General features: G+C 38.3%; 22 protein-coding genes, 2 tRNA genes, 1 pseudogene and 1 riboswitch. Of the genes and pseudogenes, 9 read left to right on the top strand and 16 right to left on the bottom strand.

From position 1 onward, the window contains the following. The first annotated feature begins 136 nt into the window (after nt 1–136). Both FBR08_RS16875 and FBR08_RS16870 read left to right on the top strand, forming a co-directional pair. Nucleotides 137–331: a hypothetical protein gene (locus FBR08_RS16875; protein WP_158961717.1), complete on the top strand. Its 195-nt coding sequence runs from the start codon at nt 137–139 to the stop codon at nt 329–331. Between the two features lie 96 nt (nt 332–427). Beyond that, nucleotides 428–619 (top strand): annotated as a pseudogene (locus FBR08_RS16870) (NAD(P)/FAD-dependent oxidoreductase); the annotation flags it as partial. A 69-nt stretch (nt 620–688) separates the two neighbouring features. On the opposite strand, the gene FBR08_RS05045 reads toward FBR08_RS16870, so the two are convergent. The 5 genes from FBR08_RS05045 to FBR08_RS05025 form a co-directional block, all read right to left on the bottom strand. Next, entirely contained in the window at nt 689–1408 is a 720-nt protein-coding gene (locus tag FBR08_RS05045; protein ID WP_158961716.1) for a 3-ketoacyl-ACP reductase, read from the bottom strand. Nucleotides 1409–1436: 28 nt separating this feature from the next. Next, nucleotides 1437–2207 (bottom strand): DUF3050 domain-containing protein, encoded by a 771-nt coding sequence (locus FBR08_RS05040; protein ID WP_158961715.1) that lies wholly within the window; start codon nt 2205–2207, stop codon nt 1437–1439. 90 nt (nt 2208–2297) lie between these two features. After that, nucleotides 2298–3476, bottom strand: a complete 1179-nt coding sequence (locus FBR08_RS05035) for an acyl-CoA dehydrogenase family protein (RefSeq protein ID WP_158961714.1) — start codon at nt 3474–3476, stop codon at nt 2298–2300. Nucleotides 3477–3607: 131 nt separating this feature from the next. Beyond that, nucleotides 3608–4711, bottom strand: coding sequence for a Fic family protein (locus FBR08_RS05030; RefSeq protein ID WP_158961713.1), 1104 nt, complete (start codon nt 4709–4711; stop codon nt 3608–3610). A gap of 128 nt (nt 4712–4839) precedes the next feature. Further along, nucleotides 4840–5658 carry a DUF4349 domain-containing protein gene (locus FBR08_RS05025; protein ID WP_158961712.1) on the bottom strand — a complete coding sequence of 273 codons (819 nt, stop codon included), beginning with the start codon at nt 5656–5658 and terminating at the stop codon, nt 4840–4842. A 226-nt stretch (nt 5659–5884) separates the two neighbouring features. Here FBR08_RS05025 and FBR08_RS05020 point away from each other — a divergent pair, with 226 nt between their 5' ends. Further along, the gene (locus FBR08_RS05020; RefSeq protein WP_158961711.1) at nt 5885–7003 is read left to right on the top strand and encodes a TlpA family protein disulfide reductase; all 1119 of its coding nucleotides are present in this window, start codon (nt 5885–5887) and stop codon (nt 7001–7003) included. A 138-nt stretch (nt 7004–7141) separates the two neighbouring features. Here the strand turns inward: FBR08_RS05020 and thrA are convergent, their stop codons facing one another. From thrA to FBR08_RS04975, 9 genes are all read right to left on the bottom strand, one after another. After that, nucleotides 7142–9544, bottom strand: coding sequence for a bifunctional aspartate kinase/homoserine dehydrogenase I (thrA, locus tag FBR08_RS05015; protein ID WP_158961710.1), 2403 nt, complete (start codon nt 9542–9544; stop codon nt 7142–7144). A gap of 12 nt (nt 9545–9556) precedes the next feature. Further along, nucleotides 9557–10522 carry an alpha/beta fold hydrolase gene (locus FBR08_RS05010; RefSeq protein ID WP_158961709.1) on the bottom strand — a complete coding sequence of 322 codons (966 nt, stop codon included), beginning with the start codon at nt 10520–10522 and terminating at the stop codon, nt 9557–9559. Between the two features lie 31 nt (nt 10523–10553). Next, on the bottom strand, nt 10554–11831 hold the full coding sequence (locus FBR08_RS05005; RefSeq protein ID WP_158961708.1) for an O-acetylhomoserine aminocarboxypropyltransferase/cysteine synthase family protein: 1278 nt from the start codon (nt 11829–11831) through the stop codon (nt 10554–10556). Between the two features lie 316 nt (nt 11832–12147). Next, entirely contained in the window at nt 12148–12855 is a 708-nt protein-coding gene (locus FBR08_RS05000) for a tRNA1(Val) (adenine(37)-N6)-methyltransferase (protein ID WP_158961707.1), read from the bottom strand. Nucleotides 12856–12949: 94 nt separating this feature from the next. Next, nucleotides 12950–13480, bottom strand: a complete 531-nt coding sequence (locus FBR08_RS04995; protein WP_158961706.1) for a P-loop NTPase family protein — start codon at nt 13478–13480, stop codon at nt 12950–12952. Continuing rightward, nucleotides 13431–13694 carry a hypothetical protein gene (locus tag FBR08_RS04990; RefSeq protein ID WP_158961705.1) on the bottom strand — a complete coding sequence of 88 codons (264 nt, stop codon included), beginning with the start codon at nt 13692–13694 and terminating at the stop codon, nt 13431–13433. Before FBR08_RS04990 ends, FBR08_RS04995 begins: the two co-directional genes overlap by 50 nt. A gap of 22 nt (nt 13695–13716) precedes the next feature. Continuing rightward, complete coding sequence (locus FBR08_RS04985; protein ID WP_158961704.1) at nt 13717–14412, bottom strand: DUF1003 domain-containing protein; 696 nt, start codon at nt 14410–14412, stop codon at nt 13717–13719. A gap of 181 nt (nt 14413–14593) precedes the next feature. Continuing rightward, nucleotides 14594–15124 (bottom strand): ribosome maturation factor RimM, encoded by a 531-nt coding sequence (gene rimM, locus FBR08_RS04980; protein WP_158961703.1) that lies wholly within the window; start codon nt 15122–15124, stop codon nt 14594–14596. A gap of 12 nt (nt 15125–15136) precedes the next feature. Then, nucleotides 15137–15658 (bottom strand): 30S ribosomal protein S16, encoded by a 522-nt coding sequence (locus tag FBR08_RS04975; RefSeq protein ID WP_158961702.1) that lies wholly within the window; start codon nt 15656–15658, stop codon nt 15137–15139. Between the two features lie 480 nt (nt 15659–16138). On the opposite strand from FBR08_RS04975, the gene FBR08_RS04970 reads away from it, so the two are divergent. Both FBR08_RS04970 and dnaE read left to right on the top strand, forming a co-directional pair. Continuing rightward, a complete protein-coding gene (locus FBR08_RS04970) occupies nt 16139–16735 on the top strand; it encodes a DUF6252 family protein (RefSeq protein ID WP_158961701.1) in 597 nt (198 codons plus the stop codon). Between the two features lie 117 nt (nt 16736–16852). Beyond that, the gene (gene dnaE, locus FBR08_RS04965; RefSeq protein WP_158961700.1) at nt 16853–21385 is read left to right on the top strand and encodes a DNA polymerase III subunit alpha; all 4533 of its coding nucleotides are present in this window, start codon (nt 16853–16855) and stop codon (nt 21383–21385) included. Nucleotides 21386–21449: 64 nt separating this feature from the next. On the opposite strand, the gene FBR08_RS04960 is transcribed toward dnaE, so the two are convergent. Beyond that, a complete protein-coding gene (locus FBR08_RS04960) occupies nt 21450–21950 on the bottom strand; it encodes a MepB family protein (protein ID WP_158961699.1) in 501 nt (166 codons plus the stop codon). A 30-nt stretch (nt 21951–21980) separates the two neighbouring features. Further along, nucleotides 21981–22481: a hypothetical protein gene (locus FBR08_RS04955; RefSeq protein ID WP_158961698.1), complete on the bottom strand. Its 501-nt coding sequence runs from the start codon at nt 22479–22481 to the stop codon at nt 21981–21983. A gap of 207 nt (nt 22482–22688) precedes the next feature. Between FBR08_RS04955 and trxA the strand changes: the two genes are divergently transcribed. From trxA to FBR08_RS04935, 4 genes are all read left to right on the top strand, one after another. After that, a complete protein-coding gene (gene trxA, locus FBR08_RS04950; RefSeq protein WP_158961697.1) occupies nt 22689–23006 on the top strand; it encodes a thioredoxin in 318 nt (105 codons plus the stop codon). A gap of 408 nt (nt 23007–23414) precedes the next feature. Then, a tRNA-Asp gene (locus FBR08_RS04945) sits at nt 23415–23488 on the top strand. 114 nt (nt 23489–23602) lie between these two features. Then, a tRNA-Asp gene (locus FBR08_RS04940) sits at nt 23603–23679 on the top strand. A 176-nt stretch (nt 23680–23855) separates the two neighbouring features. After that, a riboswitch (cobalamin riboswitch) is annotated at nt 23856–24038 on the top strand. A 107-nt stretch (nt 24039–24145) separates the two neighbouring features. Continuing rightward, nucleotides 24146–26212: a TonB-dependent receptor gene (locus FBR08_RS04935; protein WP_158961696.1), complete on the top strand. Its 2067-nt coding sequence runs from the start codon at nt 24146–24148 to the stop codon at nt 26210–26212. Nucleotides 26213–26215 lie beyond the last annotated feature (3 nt).

Raw genomic sequence — 26215 nt, 5'->3', positions numbered from 1 at the left:
AGTTTATAAAGCAGGGGTGGAGTCGATTAAGCGAAGCATTGCGTTGTTAAATTATATAGTAGGAATGTTAAAGCGGTGTCTAGATGATTTTTATTTTGTACTTTCGAACAATAGAATCAAAATCTTTTTAGAAATAATGAAAATATTCAGTTACATTATTATTGCATTTGTTGTTGCCTTAATCGTATTAAATATCACAATGCTTGATTTTAATAACTTATTTCAAGGGGACAGTTTGATTGCTTTAATTGGTATTATAGCATTATTATGCGCAGTTTGTATTCTGTTGATTTACAGAACTTCAAAGTTAATTGACGAGAAAACAAAATAAATCAACGGTGTTGGTTTTAGGATGTTTTAATTATTGGTGGAGCGTTTCTGGCGTTTCCTGCGCACAAATTTTAGGTAGCGCAGCCAAATAAAAGGTTCAAAGAATAGCATTCAATTGAAAAATATGAATCACCTTGTTGCCCAAGGGATTTATGTAGCAGGTACAGCAGCGAAACACCGCGGTTAACTTGCTATTGCAGCTGAAAGTGATGCTGCTGTTGCAACAGATATCCTTACCTTAGGGAATGATGGCGTTGAAACACAGAGTCATGACAGCATTAGAAAATAACAATATTAGATCATTTTAGTACAAAAAAAGCCTTGGTTTACATTAACTAAGGCTTTTTTTTCTTGTATACTATACGGGGTTTGTTGTCCATAAAGACGCGGTTTTCAACATCGCTCTTCTCGGTAATTTTAGGGTTGCCACAAGCAATTCCGCAAAATCTTCGGGTTGTAAGATGTGGTCTGGATTACCATCAGTTAGTCCTAATTCAATCGACATATCGGATGCAATGGTACTCGGTGTTAACGTACACACGCGAATATTGTTTTTTCGAACTTCTTTCATTAAGGATTCTGATAGGCCGATAACCGCAAATTTCGATGCTGAATAAGCCGAAGTTGCTGGATTTCCATTTAATCCTGCCGTTGAAGCTACATTGAAAATGTCTCCTTCATTTTTAGCAAGTAAATGAGGTAATACTTCACGCGTTACATTGTAAACGCCCATCACGTTGGTCAGTAAAATTTCCTCCCAACGGTCTGCAGGCATATCCGCAAATTTCCCAAATTCAGAAATTCCCGCATTGTTAACTAAAATATCAATGCCACCTAAGAAATCAATTACTTTAGCGATTTCCGTGTGCACGGCTGATTTGTCTACCACATCGAATACAGCATAGGTTGCTTTTACACCTAAAGCTGTTAATTCAGCAACCGTTTGTTTTAAACGCTCTTCGTTTCGACCCGTAATGGCCACGTTAATTCCCTCTTGTGCAAAGGCAAGTGCAGTGGCTTTTCCTAAACCTCTTCCTCCGCCTGTGATGATTGCATTTTTTCCTTTTAATGGATTCATAGCTTTGTGTTTTTATTTATAGAATTAATTAATTTGCTTCGATTGTTCGTTCAATTGCATTCCATAGGCCATAGCGCTTCACTAAGGCTTCCTTGGATACGCGAACAACGTCTTGCCATTTTTGTTCATCAGAACCACATAATTCCGAAATCATTTGCATGGCCATCGGACCGTGCTCGTCTCCATCTAATTCAATGTGACGCTCAAAGTAATAAATTAATTTGGATAAGTCTGTTTCGGGAAAGTTAAGTTGAAACCCTTTTAAGATTTCGGTAAACATGGCTGGAATCAAATCTTCACGACCAAAAGTAAAAGCGGCTGCAATTTCATGGGGCTTCCCTTGAGCAATGACGTCAAAAGTAAAGGTGAGGAAGTTTTTGATATCTCGATCGACATCCAACAAATCAATCGCTTTACCAATTGTTTTTCCTTCTTGTAAAGACTGTAAAAAAGCACCAACGGTTTGTACATCGGCTTGGGCATCTTGCATGGCATCTACATACATCTCAAAATGACTCAAACGCTGTCCATCCATCGCAAGGTCCGATTCTTCGGCTAAGACGATTTCATTAATTAAATAACGCGTCTGTGGATAAGGAGAAGCAAACCACGGGGTTGTGGTACAGGTTAGTTTTTGCTGCAATGCTTTTAGTAAAGACATGAAATCCCATACGGCATAGACATGACCTTCCATGAAGTTTTGCAAATGGGTAACGGTTGTGATTTTTTGGTATAAAGGATGCTCCAATAGAGCTTGGCGTTCTGGGGTAATCAGTTGATTAACGGTTTGAATATTCATAATGACTAAAAGATTTATGCAAAAATAAAAAAGCTTCTCGGTAAGGAGAAGCTCTTTATATAAAGTTTATCTATTTTGTTATAAGCTAGACTACTTGAATGCTGGAAATCCAGTTACATCCATACCTGTAATTAACAAGTGGATATCGTGTGTTCCTTCATAGGTTACAACTGATTCAAGGTTCATCATGTGACGCATAATCGAATACTCACCTGTGATACCCATTCCTCCTAACATTTGACGTGCATCACGAGCAATTTCTAATGCCATCGCTACGTTGTTGCGTTTTGCCATAGAGATCTGAGCGGTTGTCGCTCTTCCTTCGTTTCTCAAAACACCTAAACGCCAAGTTAATAATTGCGCTTTTGTGATTTCAGTAATCATCTCAGCTAATTTCTTTTGTTGTAATTGAGTTGCTCCAATTGGCTTGTCAAACTGAATGCGCTCTTGTGAGTAACGCAAAGCAGTATCATAACAATCCATGGCTGCTCCAATAGCTCCCCAAGCAATTCCATAACGCGCAGAGTCTAAGCATCCTAGTGGTGCTCCTAATCCTGATTTGTTTGGCAATAAGTTTTCTTTCGGAACTTTTACGTTATCAAAAATAAGCTCTCCTGTTGCAGATGCTCTTAAGGACCATTTGTTGTGTGTTTCCGGTGTAGAGAAACCTTCCATTCCTCTTTCAACGATTAATCCGTGAATTCTACCTTCTTCGTTTTTCGCCCAAACCACTGCAATATCAGCAAATGGTGCATTCGAAATCCACATTTTTGCTCCGTTTAATAGGTAGTGATCGCCCATATCTTTGAAATTGGTAATCAATCCCCCTGGATTTGAACCATGGTCAGGTTCAGTTAAACCAAAACAACCAATCATTTCTCCAGTTGCTAATTTTGGTAAATATTTGTTGCGTTGCTCTTCGTTACCGTATTTCCAAATCGGATACATAACTAAAGAAGACTGAACAGATGATGTTGAACGTACACCTGAATCACCTCTTTCAATTTCTTGCATAATTAAACCATATGAAATTTGGTCTAATCCTGCTCCGCCGTATTCTGTTGGAATATAAGGACCAAATCCTCCAATTTCACCCAAACCTTTGATGATTTGTTTTGGAAATTCTGCTTTTTGAGCATATTCCTCTATAATTGGAGATACTTCTTTTTTTACCCATGCTCTCGCTGCATCGCGAATCAATTTGTGCTCTTCTGTAAGCAAATCATCTAAAAGATAGTAATCCGGCGCCTGAAATAAATCTGGTTTCATAATATTCTTAAGTTTATCAGTTGTGACAACAAAAATAAGTAATATTTACATATGTGCAATTTTTGCAAGTGAAAGTATAGCTAAATTGTCGTTTTTTTAGCAGGTAAAGGCATGTGCCACTGTTTTATTATTTAAGGTACATTTAAGTTGTAACGCACGGAACGTCCTGCTCCTGTTGCCACAAGAATCTTTTTTTCTACCAGGTCTTGTAAATCGCGAGTAGCTGTAGCTTTGGATGTCTTGGTCATCGATTGGTACTTCTTGGCCGATAGACTTCCTGTAAAATCCTCTAAACCAAAATCAAACATCTTGCGCATCACTTTGTGTTGACGCTCGTTGAGTTGGGATGTATACTGATTAAAAAAATGAGCTTTATTGATGGTGAAAAGAATGGTTTGCTTGGCTTGTTGTTGTGCTTCGACAATAATACCAGTGAAATAAATAATCCAGTTTGTAATGTCCAGGGAACGCTGAGCTTCTTTTAAACTTGAATAATATACCTTTTTATCTTTCTCAATTGTTTTGGATAAACTCAAAACCAGCGGAAATGGAAATGATTCTGCCAGACACTTTTCAGCCAAAGCACGTCCAATTCGCCCATTGCCATCCTCAAAAGGGTGAATAGATTCAAAATATAAATGACAGATTGCTGTTTTAATTAAGGCGCTTTTAAAATCCAAAGGCGCAATGCTATATTGACTGTACCATTGAACAAAACGCTGCATTTCTTCATGAATCTGTATCGAAGGAGGTGCTTCGTAATGAATAGTTTCCTTGCCATGAGCTCCCGATACAATTTGCATAGGATGTTCCCCTTGTCTATATTGCCCTCCTTCTATGCGAAAGGATTGAGCAAATAAAATACGATGCCAGGTTTGAAGCAATATTTCTGATAAGGGTTTGTCATGACTAGAGCGAACTTCAATCATCAATTCACTAATCCCTTCTGCTCGTTTATCTAAGATTAAATGCTTGGGAGTGGCTAAGCCAATTTTGTTTTTTATGGAGGATAGAATGTCTTGGCGACTGTAAAATTCTCCTTCAATTTCGGAAGTTTTAATCGCTTCATCAATCATAAATTGGAGTAAAGTTTCTTCTTTCTCTTCTTCTTGTAAGATGTCCAAGATGCCTTTAACTTCTCCTAATGCCAAAGTAAAAGTAGACACACACGCATCAATTGCTGTGGTGTCATACGTGAAATGGGGCCAGTTTGGATGTTGCCAATTGTAAGTCATGAGCCGATTATTAATCTTAATTGGCTCAAATATACGTAAAAAATGAGCCGATTAACTTATCTAATCGGCTCATTTTTTTGTAGTATATTGATTATGAATGTTTCATTCTTGATTTGTATAAAGAAGAATTATTCCTTCTTTTGCAGTTTTCTGCGTTTGAGTTTTCGTCTAACGACAAATAATACACCTAAAAGGATGAGGATGAAGGGCCAAATGTAAAATAACCCAAGGGTGAAGGAAACTAGGTTGTCCCATCCTTCTGCAAAGGCAGTGGTAAATTCAGAACCGAACGTTGATGTACTCGTTTGTTTTTCATAGAATACTACGGTAAGCGTACTATAAGCCACGCTGCTTTTTAAGTAGTTTAATCGCCCTTCATAGGATTCAATATCGGAGCGAAGTGCTTCAATTTCCTTTTCAATGGATAAGATTTCTTCTACTTTATTCGCTTTGCTCAACAAGGCTTTGTATCGATTTTCCAACTCTTTTTTGGTGTGAATACGCGATTCTACATCAATGAATTCTTCCGTAACATCCAATGCGCGAATGTCTTGATTCTCTACTTTTTTAGCAGCAGTGGTAATATCCGACAAAAGTTTTTCGAAACTTTCTGCAGGAACGCGTACTGTAAGGGTATAAGTCGATTGACTCGCATAAGTCTCCGCTTGATCTTGTGAAACATAACCTTTGTAGGTCGCTAAGGCTGCTGTAATCTGCTTGCGCGTTTCGGCAGCATCAGCAGTTTCAAAGCGAATCGTTCCTTCTTTGATGATTTTGCGCTCAACAGCTTGCTCTACTTCTAGATTTTTGGCAGGAGACGAATTGGCATCAGAAAGGTTGAGGTAGTTCGCACTTTCAGCAGCTACACTGTCGTATTTTTGATCACAAGAAGCTAAGGTTAATAGGGAGATTACTCCTATAAGGGTGTAGCATAATATTTTTTTCATAGCGTTTTATTTAAGTATCAGGAGATTATATCTAGTAATGCTTCCGAATTAGAAGTATTAAAGGTATAAAAAAGAAAGATATAGAAGGGGAGGTTAGGTAGGTTTTTGAGGTAAATCACTAGATTTAGGGAGGAAATAAAAAAATAGTTTAGAAGTGTTTAAGCTATAGTTAATAATTAGTGATAATAGGTTAAATTGCAAGTCAACCAAATCTTAATATGACTAAATGATGAAAAAAATACTACTCTTGTTTTTAGCTTTAGGTCTTTCAACGTTAACTTCAGCACAAGAAAAATTACATCTTAATGGAAAATTAAAGGGATTAACTGAAGATGCCAAATTAAGTCTATCTAGTGGTAATGAGGAAATAGAGTTTCAAGCAAAAGATGGGAAATTTAATGTTGAAATGCAATTAAGTGAGGCACCAACATCAATTTATTTGTATGTAGAACAAGTAGGAGATTCCTATTATACTAGTTTTTTTGTAGGAAATGAATCGATTACTATTGATGGATCAATAAGTGATTTTCCTCATAATATTGAAGCAATGGGTTCTCAATATGATGGTGTTCGTTATCAAAATTACGTTATCAATAAAAAATTCAATGACGAGATAGAACAATTGCAAGTAGAAGCACAGAATCTTATGCAAAAGGGAATTTCTTCTGACAGTATTGCGTTGGCTTACTATAGTAATGTTGAACCCTTGGGAAAGGTGCAAAAAATCCTTAAGCAAGTGGAAGAGAATGACTATGAATTCCTAAAACAATATGTCAATACTGCTTATGGGCGATTTATGCTGCCATTTACTATGGAAAGTTATACTACAGAACAAATGAAAACGTTGTTAGATTTAGTTGAACTACAGTATAAGAATACGAAAGAAGTTGAGTTTTCTCAAACATTAATTGACTATAAAACACTAGAAGTAGGTGATAAGTATTATAATTTTACTGCGCTGACAAGAGAAGGACAAACCGTACAGTTTAGTGACTACTTTAAGGGAAAGTATGTACTACTAGATTTTTCAACGATGCATTGTGGATATTGTCAACGAGCGGCACCTCAAACAGCCAAGGTAGCTGACGAACTAAGTGCGAAAATGGATTATGTGACGTACTATGTTGATAATTTTCCTGTAACAATGGATATGTATTACGAGTTAAAGGGAAATAAAGGAGTTTTACTTTGGAATAAAAAGGGGCGTTTGGATCTTGCTATAGCGAAGTATAAACAACGTGGAACACCGCATTATGTTTTATTTGATCCTGAGGGGAATTTTGTTAACGTTTTAGAAGGGTATACCGAAGACTTTGGTGACATACTAAAAGAATGGATGCAGTAATAAATAAAAAATGTCCTTCAATATTCAATACGAAGGACATTTTTATTTGAAATATAGAATAAACAACAACCAGAAAAGACGAATGAACGCCCATCCTTTCGTGGTAAACCATAAAATAAGTGTAAATAATAGTCGTTTTTATCTATCTGCGAGGCGTAGAATATCGCCAAAAACTCCTCTGGCTGTAACCGAAGCACCTGCACCTGCACCTTGAATGATGATGGGGTTTTCGCCATAACTTTCGGTATAGATTTCAAATAAACTATCAGATCCTTGCAATTGACCTAAGGCGGAATGTAGGGGAACAGCCACTAATTTGGTTTCTAAAATACCTTTGTCTTGCTGTAAATCTCCAGATAATTCTCCTACATAACGCAACACTGTATTCGGTTGTAATCCTTTTTTAATTTGTTCAAAATAAGGGTTTAATTCCTCTAATCGCTTGAGGAAATTTGCGGTGTCAATGGCTTGTAAATCTACAGGAACTAAGTTTTCAATTTGAATTTCTTCTAATTCATTTTGTAAGTCTAATTCTCTAGCTAAGATGAGCAATTTGCGTCCCACATCTTTACCAGATAAATCTTCTCTCGGATCAGGTTCTGTATATCCTTTGGCAATGGCTTGTTGTACGATGGTATTGAATGGTTGGTCTTGTACAGAAAACTGATTGAAGATATAGCTCAAGCTACCTGAAAAGATTCCTTTGATTTTCGTAATATTCTCTCCAGATAAATGCAGGAGTTTGATGGTGTCAATCAAGGGTAATCCTGCGCCAACATTAGTCTCGTATAAATATTCTTTATGGTTTTCTTTTAACGCTTTTCGCAATGCTTGATAGAAAGAATAGGAAACCGTATTGGCGATCTTGTTGGAGGAAATCAAATCAAAACCTCCTTGAATCAAGGGGATATAGTGCTCAATAAATGATTTAGAAGCCGTGTTATCTATGGCGATGAGGTTTTCTAAGTGATGGTCTTTTGCAAAGGCAATCACATCTTCTATACCATAAGAAACCCCATGTTGCGCTAGATCTTGGCGCCAATTGGCCGTGATTCCCGTTTCTGTCAACCACACCTTTTTAGAATTTCCAATGGCGAAAATATGGAGGGCTATATTCTTTTTAGTGGCAATCGCTGTTGCAGCAGTGAGAATTTGATCAATCAACGTACCGCCTACAAGTCCGTGGCCAAAAATAGCGAGGTTGATTTTTTTACTAATTCCAAAAATTTGACCGTGAATCACATGGAGTGCCTTTTTTGCATCTTCCTGGCGAACGACTAAACTCACGTTTTTACCTGTTACGGTGTTGTGAAATAGAATCGGGGTGATTTTATTTTTTACTAAGGCGGCATAGGGTTGGTCAAACGTACTTAAATCCTGTCCTATAATGGAGAGAATCGCTACTTCGGACAAGATTTGGATGCTATCGACATCTTTGGTTTGAAACTCAGTGTGGAACTCCCTTTGTAAGACTTCTACAGCGAGTGTTGCTTTTTGTTGTTCTACAGTAAACCCCAATCCGCGTTCTGAAGAACCTTGAGAAATCACGCCTACACTAATCCCCGCTTGAGCAAGTGCAGTAAAAATACGCGCGTCAATACCCACAATACCCAATAAGCCGCGCCCTTCCAATTGGATTAAAGCAATATCAGATTGGAGAGAAATGGATTTAATTCCTGTAACTGTAGGGCGAGCAGAAATTAATGTTCCTGTATTTGTTGGGTTTAAGGTATTCAAAATGCGAAGGGGAATATTGTTTTCTATCAAGGGAAGAATTGTCTTTGCATGTAAAATTGAAGCGCCAAAATGCGCCAACTCATTGGCATCATCAAAGTGAAGTTCCTCAATTTTTTGTGCATTTTTAACCCAATCTGGATTGGCGGTAAAAATACCATCAACATGGGTGTAATTTTGCAATTCGGATGCTTGGAGGAAATTGGCGAGTAAGGCTGCAGAATAGTTGCTGCCATTTCGACCTAGGGTAGTTGTTTCTCCTTTCGCTGTAGCGCCAATAAAACCCGTCACTACAGCAAGGGTATGTGAAGGAATTTCCTTAAAATAGAGGGATGTTCTTGCTTTGGATAGCTCTTCTTCTACTTGGGCTTGACCAAAGGTCGCATCCGTAACAAAAAAATGACGACTATCAACAGCAACAGCGGTAATTCCTTGCTGAAGTAAGTGATGGGTCAATACTTTACTCGAAATAATCTCGCCTTGTGCCAGGACCAAATCGCTGATTTTTAAGCTGTAATCTTCAAGCAAAGAAACCCCTTCATACAATTTTTGGAGTAAGGTAAACTCCTCTTTTAAATCAATTCCACTATGATAAGTTCTCGCTTGAAAGGCGAAAAAAGGCGTGCGGTAATCCGCTTGATTCTTGGCTAAGTCTAAGATTGATTCCAAGGTATCTGTGGTATCGTCAATGGCTGAAACTACAACGGCAATTGACCCTTGTGCGATTTTGTCTTTTATAATTTGAATCACTTGATCAAAGGCTTGCCCTGAGGCTAGTGATTTTCCTCCAAACTTTAGAATTTTCATGGTTGTATGGGTTTAAAATAAAGGTTGTAATGCAGTCTGTAATTGTTCATATTCCATGAGGAAAGCATCATGACCGTGTATGGATTGTATTTCTTTGTAGTTTATATTTGCACCGTAAGCATATAATTTGCAATAGGTTTCCCGTTGCTCTTTTTGGGTAAACATATTGTCACTATTCACGGCTACTACGGTAATTGTTGCGGTTGTATTCCCCGCAAAGTGCCGCAATTGCTCTTCGGTTATTTCCCGTCCGATTGTTTTGAGTAAGTGATTCATCAGGCGATAGGCCGCTAGTTGAAAGCGTTTTTTTAATGCCTGACCGTGATAGGTTAACCAACTTTCAATAGGAGGTGTATCGCCAATGGTTGGGTGTACTCGAGTAAACTTTTGATTGATGGATTCCGGAGTGCGATAAAGCAACATGGCGTGTTTTCGCGCATCTTCCAACGGTTGACTGGAGTGATTGAGGATGGCTTCTTGAACTGCTACTTGTCCAATCAACCAATCCGAAGCTTGTAGATTGGTTGCAATGGGAATCAAGTGTTGAATGGCTTGAGGGCGTTGCAAAGCCATTTCCCAAGCAATACTCCCACCTAAGCTACCGCCGATAATTGCATAAAGCTGAGGGATTCGCAGAAAATCAAGCCCCTTCCAAAATACATCTGCAACCAGGGCTGTTGTAAAAGAAGTATAGGCCGGGAATAATTGCTCTTCCTTATTGGCATATCCATTCCCCGGAATATTAAAAGCAAGGACCGTATAGCGATTTAAATCAATCGCTTGATTGTATCCAATTAGTTCTTTCCACCAGCCTTGCTCACCTGTAACGGTACTATTTCCGGTTAAGGCGTGATTGACCAAGACAATGGGCGCTTGGTGCAAGGGCTGACCAAAAATCTCGTAGTTCAAATACAAGGTTTGGACGGTCTGATCCGGAAAAAGGTAATCCGTAATTTGGATGGTGTGCAATTGTTTCATGAGGCGGAAAACGATAAAGAGGGTGGATAAATTAATTAAGCGTTGTGAACACGCGTGCTAAGTCTTGTTTTAAATCTTCGATGGATTCAATGCCAACCGATAGGCGAACTAAATCAGGCGTAACTCCCGTTGCTTTTTGTTCATCTACAGTTAATTGTTGATGTGTAGTGGAAGCAGGGTGAATGATCAGCGATTTGGTATCCCCAATATTCGCTACTAAAGAAAAGAGCTCAGTTTCATTGGCTACGGTTTTAGCCGCTTCAAATCCCTTTCTTAAACCAAAAGTAATCACACCACTTTGTCCATTAGGGAGATACGTTTGTGCGAGTTTGTGGTAAGGGCTTGAAGGTAATCCGGGGTAATTGACCCAAGCGACAGCCTCTTGTTTTTCTAACCATTCTGCCAGTTCTAAAGCATTTTTACTGTGTTGATGTAGGCGAATAGCTAGGGTTTCCAATCCTTGAATAATCTGAAAAGCATTGAATGGACTCAAAGCCGCGCCTAAATCGCGTAATCCCTCTAAGCGTATTTTGCCGATGAAAGCTGCTTTTCCAAGTGCTTCATGGTAGATTAAGCCGTGATAACCTGCTGTAGGTGTTGTAAATTCTGGGAATTTTCCACTACTCCAATCAAAAGTACCTGCATCGATGATAGCCCCCCCTAAAGTTGTACCATTGCCCGAAATGTATTTGGTTAAGGAGTGAATGACAATATCTGCCCCGTGTTCAATCGGTCTGAGCAGTGCAGGAGAAGGAACGGTATTATCAACGATAAAAGGAATGTGGTGTGTTTTTGCGATTTGCGATAATTCCTTTAAATCAATCAAATCTAGTTTGGGATTTCCCAAGCTTTCTACAAAAATAGCTTTGGTGTTTTGTTGAATATTTTGCGTGAAATTGGCTAAGTCAGCAGGATCTACGAAGGTGGTGTGAATCCCCAATCGCGGTAAGGTAACGTTGAGTAAATTGTAGGTACCTCCATATAGACTATTGGAAGCAACAATGTGATCTCCTGCTTTTAGGAGGGTTAAGAAGGTTGTACTAATAGCAGCTGCTCCTGAGGCAGTTACCACCGCACCAATTCCGCCTTCAAGAGCAGCTAAGCGCTGTTCTAGTATATCGTTTGTAGGGTTGTTTAGTCGGGTATAAATATAAGCGGGAATAGAAAGGTTAAATGCACCTGCGGCGTGATCTGCATTTTCAAATACATACGAAGACGTTTGATAAATGGGAACAGCTCTAGAGCCTGCGGTTTGGTTGACTTGATGTCCAGCGTGTAATGCTTGAGTTGAAAAGTGAAAATTGCTCATTTTTTTTAGATTTAGATTATAGATTTTTGAAAAAGAAATAAAAAAAAGCCCCACCGGCATAGACCGATGAGACTCCAACTAATTTATCCTAATACAAAAGAGATTAACTGGTTGATTTTCGGCCATAGCGAGAGATGAACATCATTGTGTTCATTAGCATGGGCATCATCATTGTGTTAACTCTTAAAATCATGGTTTTGTTTTTTAAATACATCAACGTTAAAAAAGACTGTTTTTTTAAGTTCCTTTTTTCGGTTTGATTGCAGAGCAAATGTCTGTAAAATATTTTTAATTGCAGTTATAAAAACTACGTATACTATAATTTTAGATAAAAATTCTGTACAAGGGTATTGAATTCAGGGGTGTAACAGTGTCTTTTTTCTTCAATTGTCAATTCATTTAGAGGAATTTTCTCTATGCGCGTTCTCGAAAAGGCAAGTAAACTGCGTTTAATCTCACTCGTAGGTGTTCCTTTTACCCGTGTAACCTGCATCGGATAGATGTCAAATTCGGCTGCGAGGTACATGATGCGTTCTTCTTCTTTAGAGGGAACGATGATGCTGAACACTCCGTTTTCAGATAAAAAGTATGCAACGGCTTCTATTAATAACTCAAAAGGAAGGGAGTCTTGGAAGCGCGCTTTATCTCTTTTTTCGTCTTGGGTATAGTAATCCTCACTGTAGAAAGGAGGGTTGGAAACGATTAAATCATATTCTTCATCCATGCCGTTGGCAAAATCTTCTAAACCTGCGTGATAACAGAATAAACGATCGCCCCACGGACTATTTTCAAAATTGTCAATGGCCTGTGCATGCGCATCTGCATCGATTTCAACACCGTCAATTTGTTCGGCATCGGTACGTTGAGCCAACATTAAGGCAATTAACCCTGTGCCAGTGCCAATGTCTAATATTTTATTAGGATTGTGATCAACGGGGGTCCAAGCCCCTAATAGTACGCCATCAGTCCCCACTTTCATGGCACATTGATCTTGGTGTATGGTGAATTGTTTGAATTGAAACATAAGTATGAATGTAATTTTGACGCTTCAAAAGTACGAAAAATGCGGTTTAGAAAGAGGAAAGGAATCAATGTGACTTATTGGAGTAGGAGCTAAATTATAGGTTCCACTCCTTGTAAATCTTCTTCAATTGATGAAACGATCTAATTCGCACACAAGGCACACCACTTTGCTCAATTAATTCTTGGTATTTAATCTTGTTTTTAGGAACGGTAATCAAAATGTGTTTGAGCATGGTAAAGTTGAACTGCTGACTCGCCCCTTCCAGATTGCCTGCGCGGTTGTGATTGTTCTGCAAACTGCGTTTGATAAAGCGATAGACCGATCCCCAACGGGAAAAATCCAGCCAAATGATAGCAGTTGCTTGTGCAAAACGCTCGGGCATTAAATAGCTGTAATTTCCTTCTATCACCCATGATTCGTGCTGAATTAAAAAAGTTTGATGATCCAATCGCATGAGCTCACGGTCCCTCGGTTGCCAATTGGTGTGAGGAACATGCGCAAGTTGATCCAAATGGCAAATGGCAAAGTTGAGGTGTTGCCCTAAGTGTTGCGCCAAAGTGGATTTTCCAGCCGCACTATTGCCAATGATGCACATGCGCGTTCCTAAAGCTTCTAGTGGGATCATTTTTATTGATGGTTGTTTGTTGATGGTTGTTTGTTGATGGTTGTTTGTTGATGGTTGTTTGTTGATGGTTGTTTGTTGATGGTTGTTTGTTGATGGTTGTTGGTTGATGGTTGATGGTTGTTGGTTGTTGGTTGTTGGTTGTTGGTTGTTGGTTGTTGGTTTTTCTAAAATAAGAAAGAACTTTCTTTAAACGTAGAAATGCACAAAAAAACAAAAAAGCAAAGACACAAAAAAGCCTATTTGTTCTTTTTAATTTCTTTCATCAAATCTTCTAGATAATCGACTTGTACCTCTTGAATTTCCAGCAATTTTTTATTTTGATGCACGAGTAAATGATCTATTTTTTCGCTGAGGAGTTTGATTTCTAATTCGGCTTTGAGGTTGATTTTGTAGTCGTGTTCGCCGCGTTGCCTGTCTTTTTGCTCCTTTCTATTCTGACTCATCATAATAATAGGCGCTTGAATAGCAGCCAAACAAGAAAGAATGAGGTTGAGTAAGATAAAGGGATAAGGATCAAAAGGCTGGACGGTGAATACCCAAATATTAATCGCCATCCAAATAATGATGAAGGTAAAGAACGTGATGATAAAGGTCCAACTACCACCAAAAGCAGCGACTTTATCCGCTATCTTCTGACCAAGGCTTAGCCTGGTTTCGATGTCGTCTTGAATATTTTCGGATAGAATGGCATTGTTTTGTATAGCATTTATCACATCCTTATCCAAAGCGGCTAGTTCCCCTTTTTCTTGTAGCATTAATTCTGTCAGATACAAACGTCGGTATCGGTTGAGTTCTCCTAAGGTGATAAAATCTTCTTTGGCAAAGAAAGGGTAATCCTTCTGGATAAGCGCAAAAATCCCTTTGCGTATTTCTTTGGCTTTAATTTCTTCTCCTGGATTAATGGTGAGTTTACTGATTGCACTTATTTTCATTTTTTTTCTATTAAATGTAGCGCATTTTTTGTTATCAAATCAGTTATGAGTTATCAGTTATGAGTTATCAGTTGAACCCTCTCATCTTCTCAGCCTCTCATCCTCTCACCAACAACAACTAACAAAAAAACGCCAAGAGAATATATTCTCTTGGCGTTTTTTTTAAATTATCAACGATTCATTAATTTTCTAAATACAGATCTACTAAACCAGCAGGGATATTTAGGATTAATTTTTTGTTTTCGCGATCCACCTGTTCGATAAATTGGTCAATCATAGGCACTAAAATTTCAGTTCCGTTGTGATCAATTTCGAATAGGACTTGGTAATTGCTGTCATTGATACGGGTCAAAGTTCCAACAGAACCCAATGTAGTATCAACTACTTCAAAACCTTCCACTTCGTGATAGTAGAACTTATTCCCTTCTAGTTTAGGTAATAGGTTCAAAGGCAAATATATTTCCGAACCAATAATGCGATCTGCATCCTCTTCCGAACTGCAGTCTTCAAACTTGACTCTGAGGAAATCATTTTTGTGCAAAAAAGCGGCTTCAATAAAAAAAGGAACCAGTTGTCCGTTAAAGTCAACGAACACTGATTCCAAATTTTCGTATAACTCAGGTTCATCTGTATCTAAATAGATCAAAACTTCCCCCTTGAAGCTAAATTTTTTTGCGACCTTGCCTAAATAGAAACAATCTTTTTTACGCATATCGCTCAGAAATTATGCTTGAGTTTCTTCGTTGTTTTCTTCCGTTGCTTCTTCTGTTTCTACAGGTGCAGATTCAGCAGCAACTTTAGCTACTTGAGCAGCAGCGCGTTTAGCGTTAGCTTCTTTTTCAGCAGCGATTTTTTGAGCTTTATCAGCCGCTTTAGAAGAGGTTAAACCATCTTTCTTAGCGTTGATTTTGTTTGCTTTCTCTTCTAACCAAGCAGCGAATTTAGCATCAGCTTGCTCTTGTGTTAAAGCTCCTTTGTTCACTCCACCTTGTAAGTGGTGTTTCAATAAAGCTCCTTTGTAAGAAAGTAATGTTCTAGCAGTATCCGTTGGTTGCGCACCGTTGAATAACCATTTAACAGCTGAATCTACATCTAGATCAACAGTTGCAGGGTTAGTGTTTGGATTGTAAGTACCGATTTTCTCTAAGTATTTACCATCTCTTTTAGCGCGTGAATCAGCAGCTACTACCCAGTAAAAAGGTTTTCCTTTTTTACCGTGTCTTTGTAATCTAATTTTTACAGACATAATTATTTGTTTTGTTTGAGGTACCCGACCTCGGTTAAAAATTTGCGCAAAGATACTAACTTTTTTAATTAGTTAGAGGAATAAAATAGAAAAATACAATTTTTAATGGACTTGATTACAAGCTTATTACTTTGTTTTTTACTCCTTCTTATGCCGCAAATTTAATTTAACGGCCTGTTATGTTATTTTGTTCGTTTTAATTGTTTGGTATAAATTGACTTGTTGGGTTGTGATTGGAGGCGTGTTAGGTGATCAATTAAATAAAACTTAAAAATAAAGGGGAGATAACACTTAAAAATTGTATTTTTCTCACTAGAAATTATTTCTTAAGCGTACATTTTATAATAATGATTTTTAAAGCTGAGAAAACAGAAAAAAAGATTCTTCTTCAAAGTTAAAGTTTTATTAAAAAAATTTTTTTTTGAACAATAAAAAATATATTTTTGCGATGTATATATATCACTAATAGATTAGTATAATATGAGAAAGATAATAGGAATGTTCGCTTTAGTTATGGGGTTCATGGCATGTGAAAGTGATGTTAAATTTTCAGATCCTGGAATGTATGCATCCATGACAGTTGATGCAATTACCGATTCAACGAGAATAGAAGGTAATCCCTATAGTCACTATATGGAGTACAAACCACAGTCGTTTAAAGCATTTGTAGTGAATGAAAAAACTTTAAACATTGAGGCTAAAACGGATTCTACTACATTGAGAATCTATCTGCCAGATTATGAATTTGGTGCAAAATACGAGTTTAATGCAACAGATAATATCAAAGCCGATTATATTGTTTACGATGATTATAACAATACCGCTTCGATGTATTCAACGGATGCCTTGAGTCTAATTACAAATAAACCCGTGAGTAAACCCGGGTATATCATTTTAGATCCTGCAGATAAGCAAGTGCCAGGTACGATTTCTGGAACATTCGTAATTAATATGAATGCTAGCCTTTTGCCGGATGACGAATTGGATGAAAACAACAAGCGTATTAAGCGTTATGTAGATAGAAAAACATTCGATGAAGGGGTATTCTTTAGAATTCCACTTGGAAAAGGAGAATAAAGATTTGTAAATTTATTTATATTGAGAGAAGCCGCTTATTAAGTAAGCGGCTTTTTTTGTACCTTTGAATTTGGTATAAATCGCCCTATTTTAGGGTTAATATTCTATAAATCAAGTATGTATTTAATTTTTGATACGGAAACCACTGGGCTTCCGAAGAGTTGGTCGGCTCCCTTAACGGACACGGATAATTGGCCGCGATGTATACAAATCGCCTGGCAGTTACACGACGATATGGGGCGACTTGTGGAACATCAAGATTACCTAATCAAACCAAAAGGGTTTAATATTCCCTATGATGCAGAACGCATTCACGGAATTTCTACAGAATTGGCAGAAGAGCAGGGCATTGATTTAGAAGAAGCATTAGCCAAATTCAATATTGCGCTTTCAAAAGCTCGTTTTATTGTCGGTCAAAATATTGGTTTTGACGTCAATATTATGGGATGTGAGTTTTATCGTATGGGAGTGGAAAGTCAATTGACTGCCATGTCTGTATTGGATACTTGTACGGAGGTAACAGCAGAAATGCTGAAATTACCTGGAGGACGTGGAGGGCGCTATAAATTGCCTACATTAACCGAATTACACACCCATTTATTCGGCGAAGCCTTTGGAGAAGCGCATAATGCTACGGCGGACGTAGAAGCAACTACGCGTTGTTTTCTCGAATTGATTAAACGCGGAACCTTTTCAAAGGAAGAATTACAGGCGGATGAAACCTATATCCAACGCTATAACGACTTCAATCCACAACCTTTTCAACCGGTTGGTTTAAAACACATCAACCTTAAAAAAGCGTCGGATGAAATTAGAGCGCGTCTAGCGAAATTACAAGGAGGTGCAACTGAGACAATCACAGCAGAGGAACGTCAACAGTTCCAAAACGCTCGATTTGCCCATTTACACGTACATACGCAATTCTCCGTCTTGCAATCTACCATTGGTATCCCCAATCTAGTTAAGAAAGCTGGAGAAATGAATTTATCCGCTATTGCCATGACGGATCACGGTAATATGATGGGGGCGTTTCATTTTGTAATGGCAGTAAATAATCACAATAAAGGGATTGAAGCTCAAAATAAAACGCGTTTAGAAAGCGGAGAAGAAGCCCTACCTTTATTGACGCCTATTGTTGGATGCGAGTTTTTTATCAACGAAAATCACCTCGATCGCACCAAAAAGGATAATGGATATCAAGTGGTACTGCTAGCTAAAAATAAAAACGGTTACCACAATTTGGCAAAAATGGCTTCTATCGCTTACACGAATGGTTTCTATTACGTACCGCGTATAGACAAAAGCGTCGTAGAACAATATAAAGAAGATGTCATTGTGCTAACAGGTAACTTATTTGGTGAAATACCAGGTAAGATTTTGAACGTTGGGGAACGTCAGGCAGAAGAAGCATTAGTTTGGTGGAAAGAGCAATTTGGAGGGGATTTGTATGTAGAACTCATGCGCCATGGTCAGGAAGATGAAAATCGCGTGAACCAAGTGCTAATTGAGCTAGCGCGTAAACACAACATCAAAATGGTGGCAACGAATAACGCTTACTATTTAGATAAGAAAGATGCCAATGCACACGATATTTTACTGTGTGTAAAAGATGGAGAAAAACAAAGTACACCGATTGGTAGAGGTAGAGGGTATCGCTATGGATTGCCCAACCAAGAGTACTATTTCAAATCAGAAGAAGAAATGAAAAAATTGTTTAAGGATATTCCTGAAGCAATTTACAACATACAAGAAATTGTCGATAAAGTAGAACCTTTCGTTTTACACCGCGATGTATTACTTCCCAAATTCGATATTCCTGAAGAGTTTCAGGATGCTCGTGATTTAGAAGGAGATGGATCAGGGAAAAGGGGAGAGAACAATTATCTAAAATATTTGACCTACGAAGGGGCAAAACGCCGTTATCCGGAAGTAACGGACGACATTCGCGAGCGTTTAGACTTTGAATTGGCAACAATTGAGCGTACGGGGTATCCAGGATACTTCTTAATTGTACAGGATTTCATTGCCGCTGCCCGTGAAATGGGAGTTTCTGTTGGACCAGGTCGTGGATCTGCAGCGGGTTCTGCGGTAGCCTATTGTTTGGGAATCACCAATCTAGATCCGATCGAATACGATTTGCTTTTTGAGCGTTTCTTGAATCCTGACCGTGTATCCATGCCCGATATTGATATTGATTTCGATGATGAAGGTCGTAGCAAAGTAATGGATTACGTGATCAATAAATATGGATCCAATCAAGTGGCCCAAATTATTACCTATGGTAAGATGGCTACTAAATCAGCTATTCGAGATACTGCCCGCGTGTTGGATTTACCTTTGTTTGAGGCTGACCGAATCGCTAAGTTGATTCCAGGGATGATGCCCTCAAAGTGGAATTTAGCTCGTTTTTTATCTGAAAGTGAGGATGTTATTAAAGGTGTATTGCGAAGTGAGGAATTTGACAAGGTGAAAGAATTGATTGCTTTAGCTAAAGAAGATTCGCTGGCTGCAGAAACGATTCAGCAAGCAAAAATATTGGAGGGATCCATGCGAAATACAGGAATACACGCTTGTGGGGTGATTATCACACCAGATGATATTACGAAATTCGTTCCTGTAACAGTAGCCAAAGACTCGGATCTCTACGTAACCCAGTTTGACAACTCCGTAGCAGAGAGTGCGGGACTTTTAAAAATGGACTTCTTAGGGTTGAAAACCTTGACCCTAATAAAAGATACAATCAAATTAGTTAAGTATAGAACAGGAATCGAAATCAACCCGGATTTAATTCCAATTGACGATGTCAAAACCTATGAGCTGTTCCAGCGTGGTGAAACGATTGGCGTGTTCCAATACGAGTCTGCTGGGATGCAGAAATACATGCGCGAACTAAAGCCAACTGTATTTGCTGATTTAATTGCCATGAATGCCCTATATCGCCCAGGACCTTTGGAATATATCCCCTCGTTTATTCGCCGTAAAAATGGAGAAGAACCCATTGTGTACGACTTGGATGCTTGTGAGGAATATTTAAGAGAAACCTATGGTATTACCGTTTATCAAGAGCAGGTAATGCTCTTGTCGCAAAAGTTAGCGGACTTTACCAAAGGTGAGGCGGACGTTTTGCGTAAGGCAATGGGGAAAAAACAGAAGGAAGTACTCGATAAGATGAAACCTCAATTTGTGGATCAAGCAGCGAAAAAAGGACATGATCCCGTGGTTTTAGAGAAAATTTGGAAAGACTGGGAAGCCTTTGCTTCTTACGCGTTTAACAAGTCGCACTCTACCTGTTATGCGTGGATTGCCTATCAAACAGCGTATCTAAAAGCGCATTATCCAGCAGAATATATGGCCGCTGTATTATCCAATAATATGAATGATATCAAGCAAGTTACCTTCTTTATGGAGGAATGTAAACGCATGGGATTACACGTATTAGGGCCGGATGTGAATGAATCATTCTATAAGTTTACAGTAAATGATGAATATGTCATCCGCTTTGGAATGGGAGCTGTAAAAGGTGTTGGACAAGGGGCTGTAAAAACCATTGTCGATAATCGAACCAATGGACGTTATCGATCAATCTTCGATTTGGCAAAGAAAATTGACCTGAGAGCCGCAAATAAAAAAGCCTTTGAAAACTTGGCGTTAGCTGGAGGATTTGATTGCTTTGAAAATACCCATCGCGCACAATATTTCGTTACCGATCCATCTGATCCAAATACGTTTTTGGAGAAAGCAATTAAATACGGTGCTAAAACGCAAGAAAGTGAAAATTCTGCACAAGTAAGTTTATTTGGCGATAGCAGCGAAGTACAAATACCCGAACCCGTATTGCCCGCTTGTGAAGAGTGGAGTACCATGGAGAAATTGGCTAAAGAGAAAGAAGTTGTAGGTATTTATATCTCAGGACATCCACTCGACGACTTCCGATTTGAACTGAAGAGCTTCTGTAATGTTCGCGTGGAAGAATTAGCGCGTTTAGAAAATCTGACGGGTCGCGTTGTTAGTTTCGGAGGAATGATAAGTGATGTTCAGTTTAGGACTTCGGCCAAAGGAAAAGACTGGGCCGCTTTTACTATTGAGGGATATGATGAATCTTTCGAATTCCGTCTTTTTAATGAAGATTTCCTGAAATTTAGACATTTTTTATTGACCAATACCTTTGTGTTTGTTCGCGTGCAAGTAAACGAAGGATGGATTCGAAAAGATACAGGCGAACGAGGAGAGCCACGTTTGCAATTTATGGAAATGAAACTCTTGCATGAGGTAATTCCCTCTTTCGCAAAACAATTAGTCGTTCAAATGAACATTAAAGATTTGAGTGAGAGTAAATTGAAAGACATCAAAGCTACACTCGATAAATACAATGGAGATAAGCAGGTTTTCTTTGATATTTACGAGTTGGAAAAAGTTGAGTTGGAGGAAGAAATTAAGCCAATGCCACTGATTCAAACAGTGAATGAAGATGGAGAACCCCTTGATGAAATGATGGAAGACGGTGAACTATTGTTTGAAATCGAAGAGAAAAAAGAAGAATTTAGAATTGTCAATCGCATAGAAATGTCGAGTAGAAATAGTCGCATTACTATTAGTGCCGATTTGTTAGAAGAATTAGAACGTCAACAAGTGATGTTTAAATTGAATTAGAATAGGAAATGAAAATAGAAAAAGCCTTGGTTTTGTTGTGAAACCAAGGCTTTTTTATTGTGATTTAATACGGTTGCATGATGTTTCTCGCTTTTTCTAGAGCTTGAGGAGTAAGATTAGTACAATCAATAAAGTATAAGCTTTGCCATTTTTGGGTTTGTAGGGCCTGTTTACTCGTGGGTAGGTCCCAATCTGGGTATACTCGAAATCCGCGTTTACCGTCTTGCTTAGGTGTTGTCAGTATGCCTTTTTCTCCCAAAATAGATTGGGGGAAAATAAAACACCCTATTTGATTGTGATCTTCGGTCATTATAATGTAAAAATCAAAGGGATCTCGGGTCGTAAAAGGTTCTGTAATTCCCTTTTCATTTCGTTGCCATAAGGTAACAAATTGACCTATTTTCTTTGGTGTAATCTTCGCTTGTCTATATTTAATAACAAAAGGCGATAGTGTACAAGTGTGTCCATGGTATTCTTCACATTCCAGGTCTTTCGTGCAATTGCTGCACGTTAACTCTAAATGATGAAAAAGTGGTGATGTAAGAAGGGTTAATTCGTCAGCCATTTTTTTTGTAAAAATAGTAAAAACCACCATTTATTCCAGCTTCCAATTATCCAATACAAGTGTTATAATAGCGTGTGGCCATAATTCATAACCGAGTAATTTTGACTCAACAGGAAGAATAGAGGTTTCAGCCCAATCTTGATGAGTGGGGGTAAACATCATGGCTTCATATCGCAATTTTTGATCAAAGGGGTTTTTGACCACGAGTATCGTTTGAATACGCGTTCGATCACTCGTATCTTGTAAGAATTCTATTTCGATGGTTTGCGTAGGGTGGTTATTTTGTTCCACCACTTTCATGCTTTGAATAGCGTTGTCTTTTATCTCACATTCAATCCAAACTTTTTCGCCGCAAAAAAGTTGTAGTGTATTAGGAGCAACCAAATAAGGGCTTTCAGGAATATCCATGCCATATTGATGCTGTTCATCCACTGCGATTTCTAGATAGTAGGAAGATCGATGCAAGGGACGATCTTGGGCATAGGCAAGTGTTATACTCGCAAAAAATAATAAAAAGAAGGTCTTTAACATAAGCGCGATAGTGTAAAGGGAAGGTACAATAATTTTTGATTTAAATTTTTAAATAATGCACGTACAATATGCTAGTTGCATTGCGCAATGCGAAAGCAGGATGAATTGGCTTTGTAAATTTCGAAATAGATAAAATTGATTAAAAAGGAGGAGGTAAGTATAATAATTTTAGTAGTTTTGTCTCATAACGTAAAAAAAAGTATAACCATGGCATTAGAAATAACAGATGCTACATTCGAAGAAGTAGTATTAAAATCAGACAAACCCGTTTTAGTAGATTTTTGGGCAGTATGGTGTGGACCATGTAAAATGTTAGCTCCAGTTGTATCTGAATTAAGTGCAGATTTCGAAGGAAAGGCTGTAGTTGGAAAAGTAGATGTTGACAACAACCAAGAATTTGCTTCAAAATACGGAATCCGCAACATTCCTACAGTATTAGTATTCAAAAATGGAGAAGTTGTAGGTCGTCAAGTAGGAGTAGCTCCTAAAAAAGCATACGAAGACTTAATCAATGAAGCTTTATAAGAAGCCTTTTGCGATTAAAAAGATAAAAAAACAGCAGTGAATTTCGATTTACTGCTGTTTTTTTTGTTTTAATCGTGGGGGATTGTATTAGAAAAGACAGATGGATACGAAAAAAAAGAGCAAAAATGGGAGCGTAAGAGAACAAGGGGGGAGTAGAAATAGCAGAAAAAGATTAGAAAATATGGGGGAGAAGCCATCTTGAGACGAAATTAAAGGGGAGTTATTCCCGCAAAAAGGATTAAGATTCAAAAAAGCGCTAAAAAAAGTTGATTTTTTTTAGGTGTATATAGTGCTGAAACTCAGGTGGATTCTGGGTTTGATGAAAAAAAGTTTGATTTTTTTTCTCGTAGGATTTGGAAGTGTAGAAAATGGTTGTATATTTGCACCGCATTACAGCAATAAAGACAAGGTTTGGTAGTTCAGTTGGTTAGAATACATGCCTGTCACGCATGGGGTCGCGGGTTCGAGTCCCGTCCAGACCGCAAAACTCAAGAGCAATTTTGAGTCAGCGAAAAAGACGAAGAAAAGAAGAATTTTCTTTGTAGTTTTTAAAAAAAGTCTATCTTTGTCGCTGTAATGATTTTATGGTTAATACTGGTTTGGTAGTTCAGTTGGTTAGAATACATGCCTGTCACGCATGGGGTCGCGGGTTCGAGTCCCGTCCAGACCGCCAGTAAAAAAGAAGCCTCTCATTTCGTGGGAGGCTTTTTTTGCCCTCTAATAATCACTAGATTATTAGATTGTAAAATTTAGTTGTGTTGTTAAGTGCGTAAGCACTAGGTTTAGTAGTTAGACCAATGAAAAGCTTTCCTGAAATTCACGGAGAGCTTTTTTGTTTTTTACCCTATCTTTGTCTTTCAATAAAATGGTTCCACTTTAACCCGTGGATGTCAAAAGGGAATGGAGTGAAAGTCTCCAACAGGCCCGCTGCTGTAAGCTCATTGGTTTAGCAAGCTTAGTTGTCCACTGTTTTTTATGGGAAGGACCTTGCTAAGAGTAAGTCAGAATACCTGCCATTTTTGGATTTGTTTTCATGTTTTCGATGCCAAAACAGTAAACGCTATACTCTTTATCTGCTGTAGTGGTTCTAGCGGATAGGGGTACGATATGCGTTTGTGTAGGTGAAATGATTTATACTTATGCGGTTACAGTACTTATTTTTATGCGTTTTGCCTTTCTTCGGAAGCAGTTTTGGTTATGCTCAGCAACCTCAAGATTCCTTGACGACATTAAAAGAAATTCTAGTTGTTAAAGAAACAGCGAAAGATATCATTGCCCCGCAAATTCTTGAAGGTGAACAATTACGGCGTTTAAATAGTGTTGATATTGCAGATGCTTTGCGCTATTTTGCAGGAGTTAAAATTAAAGATTACGGGGGTATGGGTGGACTGAAAACAGTGGATGTCCGAAATATGGGAACGCATCAGGTGGGTGTTTTTTATAATGGGGTTCAATTGGGTAATGCACAAAATGGGGTTGTTGATTTAGGTAAGTTCTCCTTAGATGATGTTGAAGCAATTCAATTGTATAACGGACAACGCAGTGCTCCCATACAAGCTGCTAAAGAATATGCCGCTGCATCAGCCATTTATATCCAAAGCAAACGACCAACTTTTACAGCACAAGAGAAAATAAAAGCGCAGTTTCACTATAAGTTAGGGTCCATTCAATGGACGAATCCTTCTGCTCGTGTGGCAATTAAAGTCAATGATCACGTCAGCACAAGTATCAGTACGGCCTATTTATATGCTAATGGCAAGTATAAATTCAGGCAGAAACGCTTCAATCTAGACGGGACAGTGGCCTATGATACCACCGCTTATCGAAAAAATAGCGGGATTGAATCCTTCCGTATTGAAAATAATTGGTTTGGTCAAGATGAAGGCAATACCTGGCAGGTTAATCTATACTACTATCAATCCCATCGAGGATTACCAGAAGCTATCATTAAAAAAAGCGATGCAACCCTTGCTACAGAGCAAAACAACGAAAAACAGAACGATAAAAATGTCATGGTACAAGGCGAATGGAAACGCGTGGTATCTCCGTTGTATCAATGGATGGTCAAAGGAAAGTTTGCCTATGATCAACTGCACTATGAATCTCGAAAAACCGTTGGTTTTCAAGGAGAAGAAGTAACATATAATCCTCAATTTGACAATACCTATCACCAACAAGAATGGTATCTGTCTGCCTCTCATTTATTTACGCTAGCTCCCTTCTGGAGTGTTTCGCTAGCAACAGATGTGCAGTATAATAAATTAAATGCAACGCGGTTAGGACAAGAAGCACTATTTACCTATCCAGAACGCTATACCTTTTATACGGTGCTTTCAACCAGTGTGGGTGTAGGTCGATTTAAAGCACAAGCAAACCTTTTAGGGACTTTTACAGCAGAAAAGGTACGATACAACTATCAAGCCCCAAATCGATCGTTATTCACTCCTTCTGTTTTTCTGCGTTATCAACCTTGGGAGCTGTCAAATTTTACGGTTCATGCATTCTACAAACAGCTGTATCGCTTGCCTACGTTTAACGATTTGTACTATACTCAAATGGGGACGTCCCATTTAAAACCAGAACATTCTCGTCAATTTAATGTAGGATTCACCCATCAATTGGTGATTAAAAGCAAGGTGTTAAAAGAAGTACAACTAACAGTAGAGGCGTATTGTGCTCAGATCAAAGATAAGATTATCGCTTCGCCTACTTCCAGTATGATGCGTTGGATGATGTCTAATTTGGGAAAAGTAGAAAATTATGGAGTTGAAAGTCAAATCAAAACCAGCTGGGAACCCTTTAGTGGAATGAAGGCTCAGGTGGGATTGACTTATGATTATACGATTGCTCAAGACTTAAGCGTAACGCCATCAGGTAAACCTTCGTATTACGGAGATCAAATTCCGTATACGCCTTGGCATTCGGGGTCAGGTACAATCGGAGTAGATTATCGCAATTGGCAGCTGAACTACAGTTTTATTTATGTAGGAAAGCGATACAATGGAAACAAAAACAACACCGTACGCAATGAGTTACAACCTTGGTATACGCATGATTTAAATGTGCAAAGGGAATTACAGTGGAACAATAAAACCATTCAGATTCGAGCGGAAGCAAATAATCTTGCCAATCAATATTACGAAGTGGTTACAAATTTCCCTATGCCGGGAAGGAACTTCCGCTTAAGCTTACAAGTAAATTTATAAGGA

Origin of the sequence: Myroides fluvii, from assembly GCF_009792295.1 — a bacterium.
Classification (GTDB): domain Bacteria; phylum Bacteroidota; class Bacteroidia; order Flavobacteriales; family Flavobacteriaceae; genus Flavobacterium; species Flavobacterium fluvii_A.
The sequence above is the reverse complement of the archived record's forward strand: the minus strand, read 5'-3'. Positions and strand labels throughout refer to the sequence as shown.

Excerpts from the sequence above, each read along its gene's own strand:
- FBR08_RS05010 (WP_158961709.1), bottom strand. The coding sequence starts at position 10,522 with ATGAAACAATTGCACACCATCCAAATTACGGATTACCTTTTTCCGGAT.
- FBR08_RS05025 (WP_158961712.1), bottom strand. The coding sequence starts at position 5,658 with ATGAAAAAAATATTATGCTACACCCTTATAGGAGTAATCTCCCTATTA.
- FBR08_RS04970 (WP_158961701.1), top strand. The coding sequence starts at position 16,139 with ATGAGAAAGATAATAGGAATGTTCGCTTTAGTTATGGGGTTCATGGCA.
- thrA (WP_158961710.1), bottom strand. The coding sequence starts at position 9,544 with ATGAAAATTCTAAAGTTTGGAGGAAAATCACTAGCCTCAGGGCAAGCC.
- FBR08_RS05040 (WP_158961715.1), bottom strand. The coding sequence starts at position 2,207 with ATGAATATTCAAACCGTTAATCAACTGATTACCCCAGAACGCCAAGCT.
- FBR08_RS04995 (WP_158961706.1), bottom strand. The coding sequence starts at position 13,480 with ATGATCCCACTAGAAGCTTTAGGAACGCGCATGTGCATCATTGGCAAT.
- FBR08_RS05030 (WP_158961713.1), bottom strand. The coding sequence starts at position 4,711 with ATGACTTACAATTGGCAACATCCAAACTGGCCCCATTTCACGTATGAC.
- FBR08_RS05020 (WP_158961711.1), top strand. The coding sequence starts at position 5,885 with ATGATGAAAAAAATACTACTCTTGTTTTTAGCTTTAGGTCTTTCAACG.
- FBR08_RS04960 (WP_158961699.1), bottom strand. The coding sequence starts at position 21,950 with ATGGCTGACGAATTAACCCTTCTTACATCACCACTTTTTCATCATTTA.
- FBR08_RS04975 (WP_158961702.1), bottom strand. The coding sequence starts at position 15,658 with ATGTCTGTAAAAATTAGATTACAAAGACACGGTAAAAAAGGAAAACCT.
- FBR08_RS05005 (WP_158961708.1), bottom strand. The coding sequence starts at position 11,831 with ATGAGCAATTTTCACTTTTCAACTCAAGCATTACACGCTGGACATCAA.
- trxA (WP_158961697.1), top strand. The coding sequence starts at position 22,689 with ATGGCATTAGAAATAACAGATGCTACATTCGAAGAAGTAGTATTAAAA.
- FBR08_RS04985 (WP_158961704.1), bottom strand. The coding sequence starts at position 14,412 with ATGAAAATAAGTGCAATCAGTAAACTCACCATTAATCCAGGAGAAGAA.
- FBR08_RS04935 (WP_158961696.1), top strand. The coding sequence starts at position 24,146 with ATGCGGTTACAGTACTTATTTTTATGCGTTTTGCCTTTCTTCGGAAGC.
- rimM (WP_158961703.1), bottom strand. The coding sequence starts at position 15,124 with ATGCGTAAAAAAGATTGTTTCTATTTAGGCAAGGTCGCAAAAAAATTT.
- dnaE (WP_158961700.1), top strand. The coding sequence starts at position 16,853 with ATGTATTTAATTTTTGATACGGAAACCACTGGGCTTCCGAAGAGTTGG.
- FBR08_RS04955 (WP_158961698.1), bottom strand. The coding sequence starts at position 22,481 with ATGTTAAAGACCTTCTTTTTATTATTTTTTGCGAGTATAACACTTGCC.
- FBR08_RS05000 (WP_158961707.1), bottom strand. The coding sequence starts at position 12,855 with ATGTTTCAATTCAAACAATTCACCATACACCAAGATCAATGTGCCATG.
- FBR08_RS05035 (WP_158961714.1), bottom strand. The coding sequence starts at position 3,476 with ATGAAACCAGATTTATTTCAGGCGCCGGATTACTATCTTTTAGATGAT.
- FBR08_RS05045 (WP_158961716.1), bottom strand. The coding sequence starts at position 1,408 with ATGAATCCATTAAAAGGAAAAAATGCAATCATCACAGGCGGAGGAAGA.
- FBR08_RS16875 (WP_158961717.1), top strand. The coding sequence starts at position 137 with ATGAAAATATTCAGTTACATTATTATTGCATTTGTTGTTGCCTTAATC.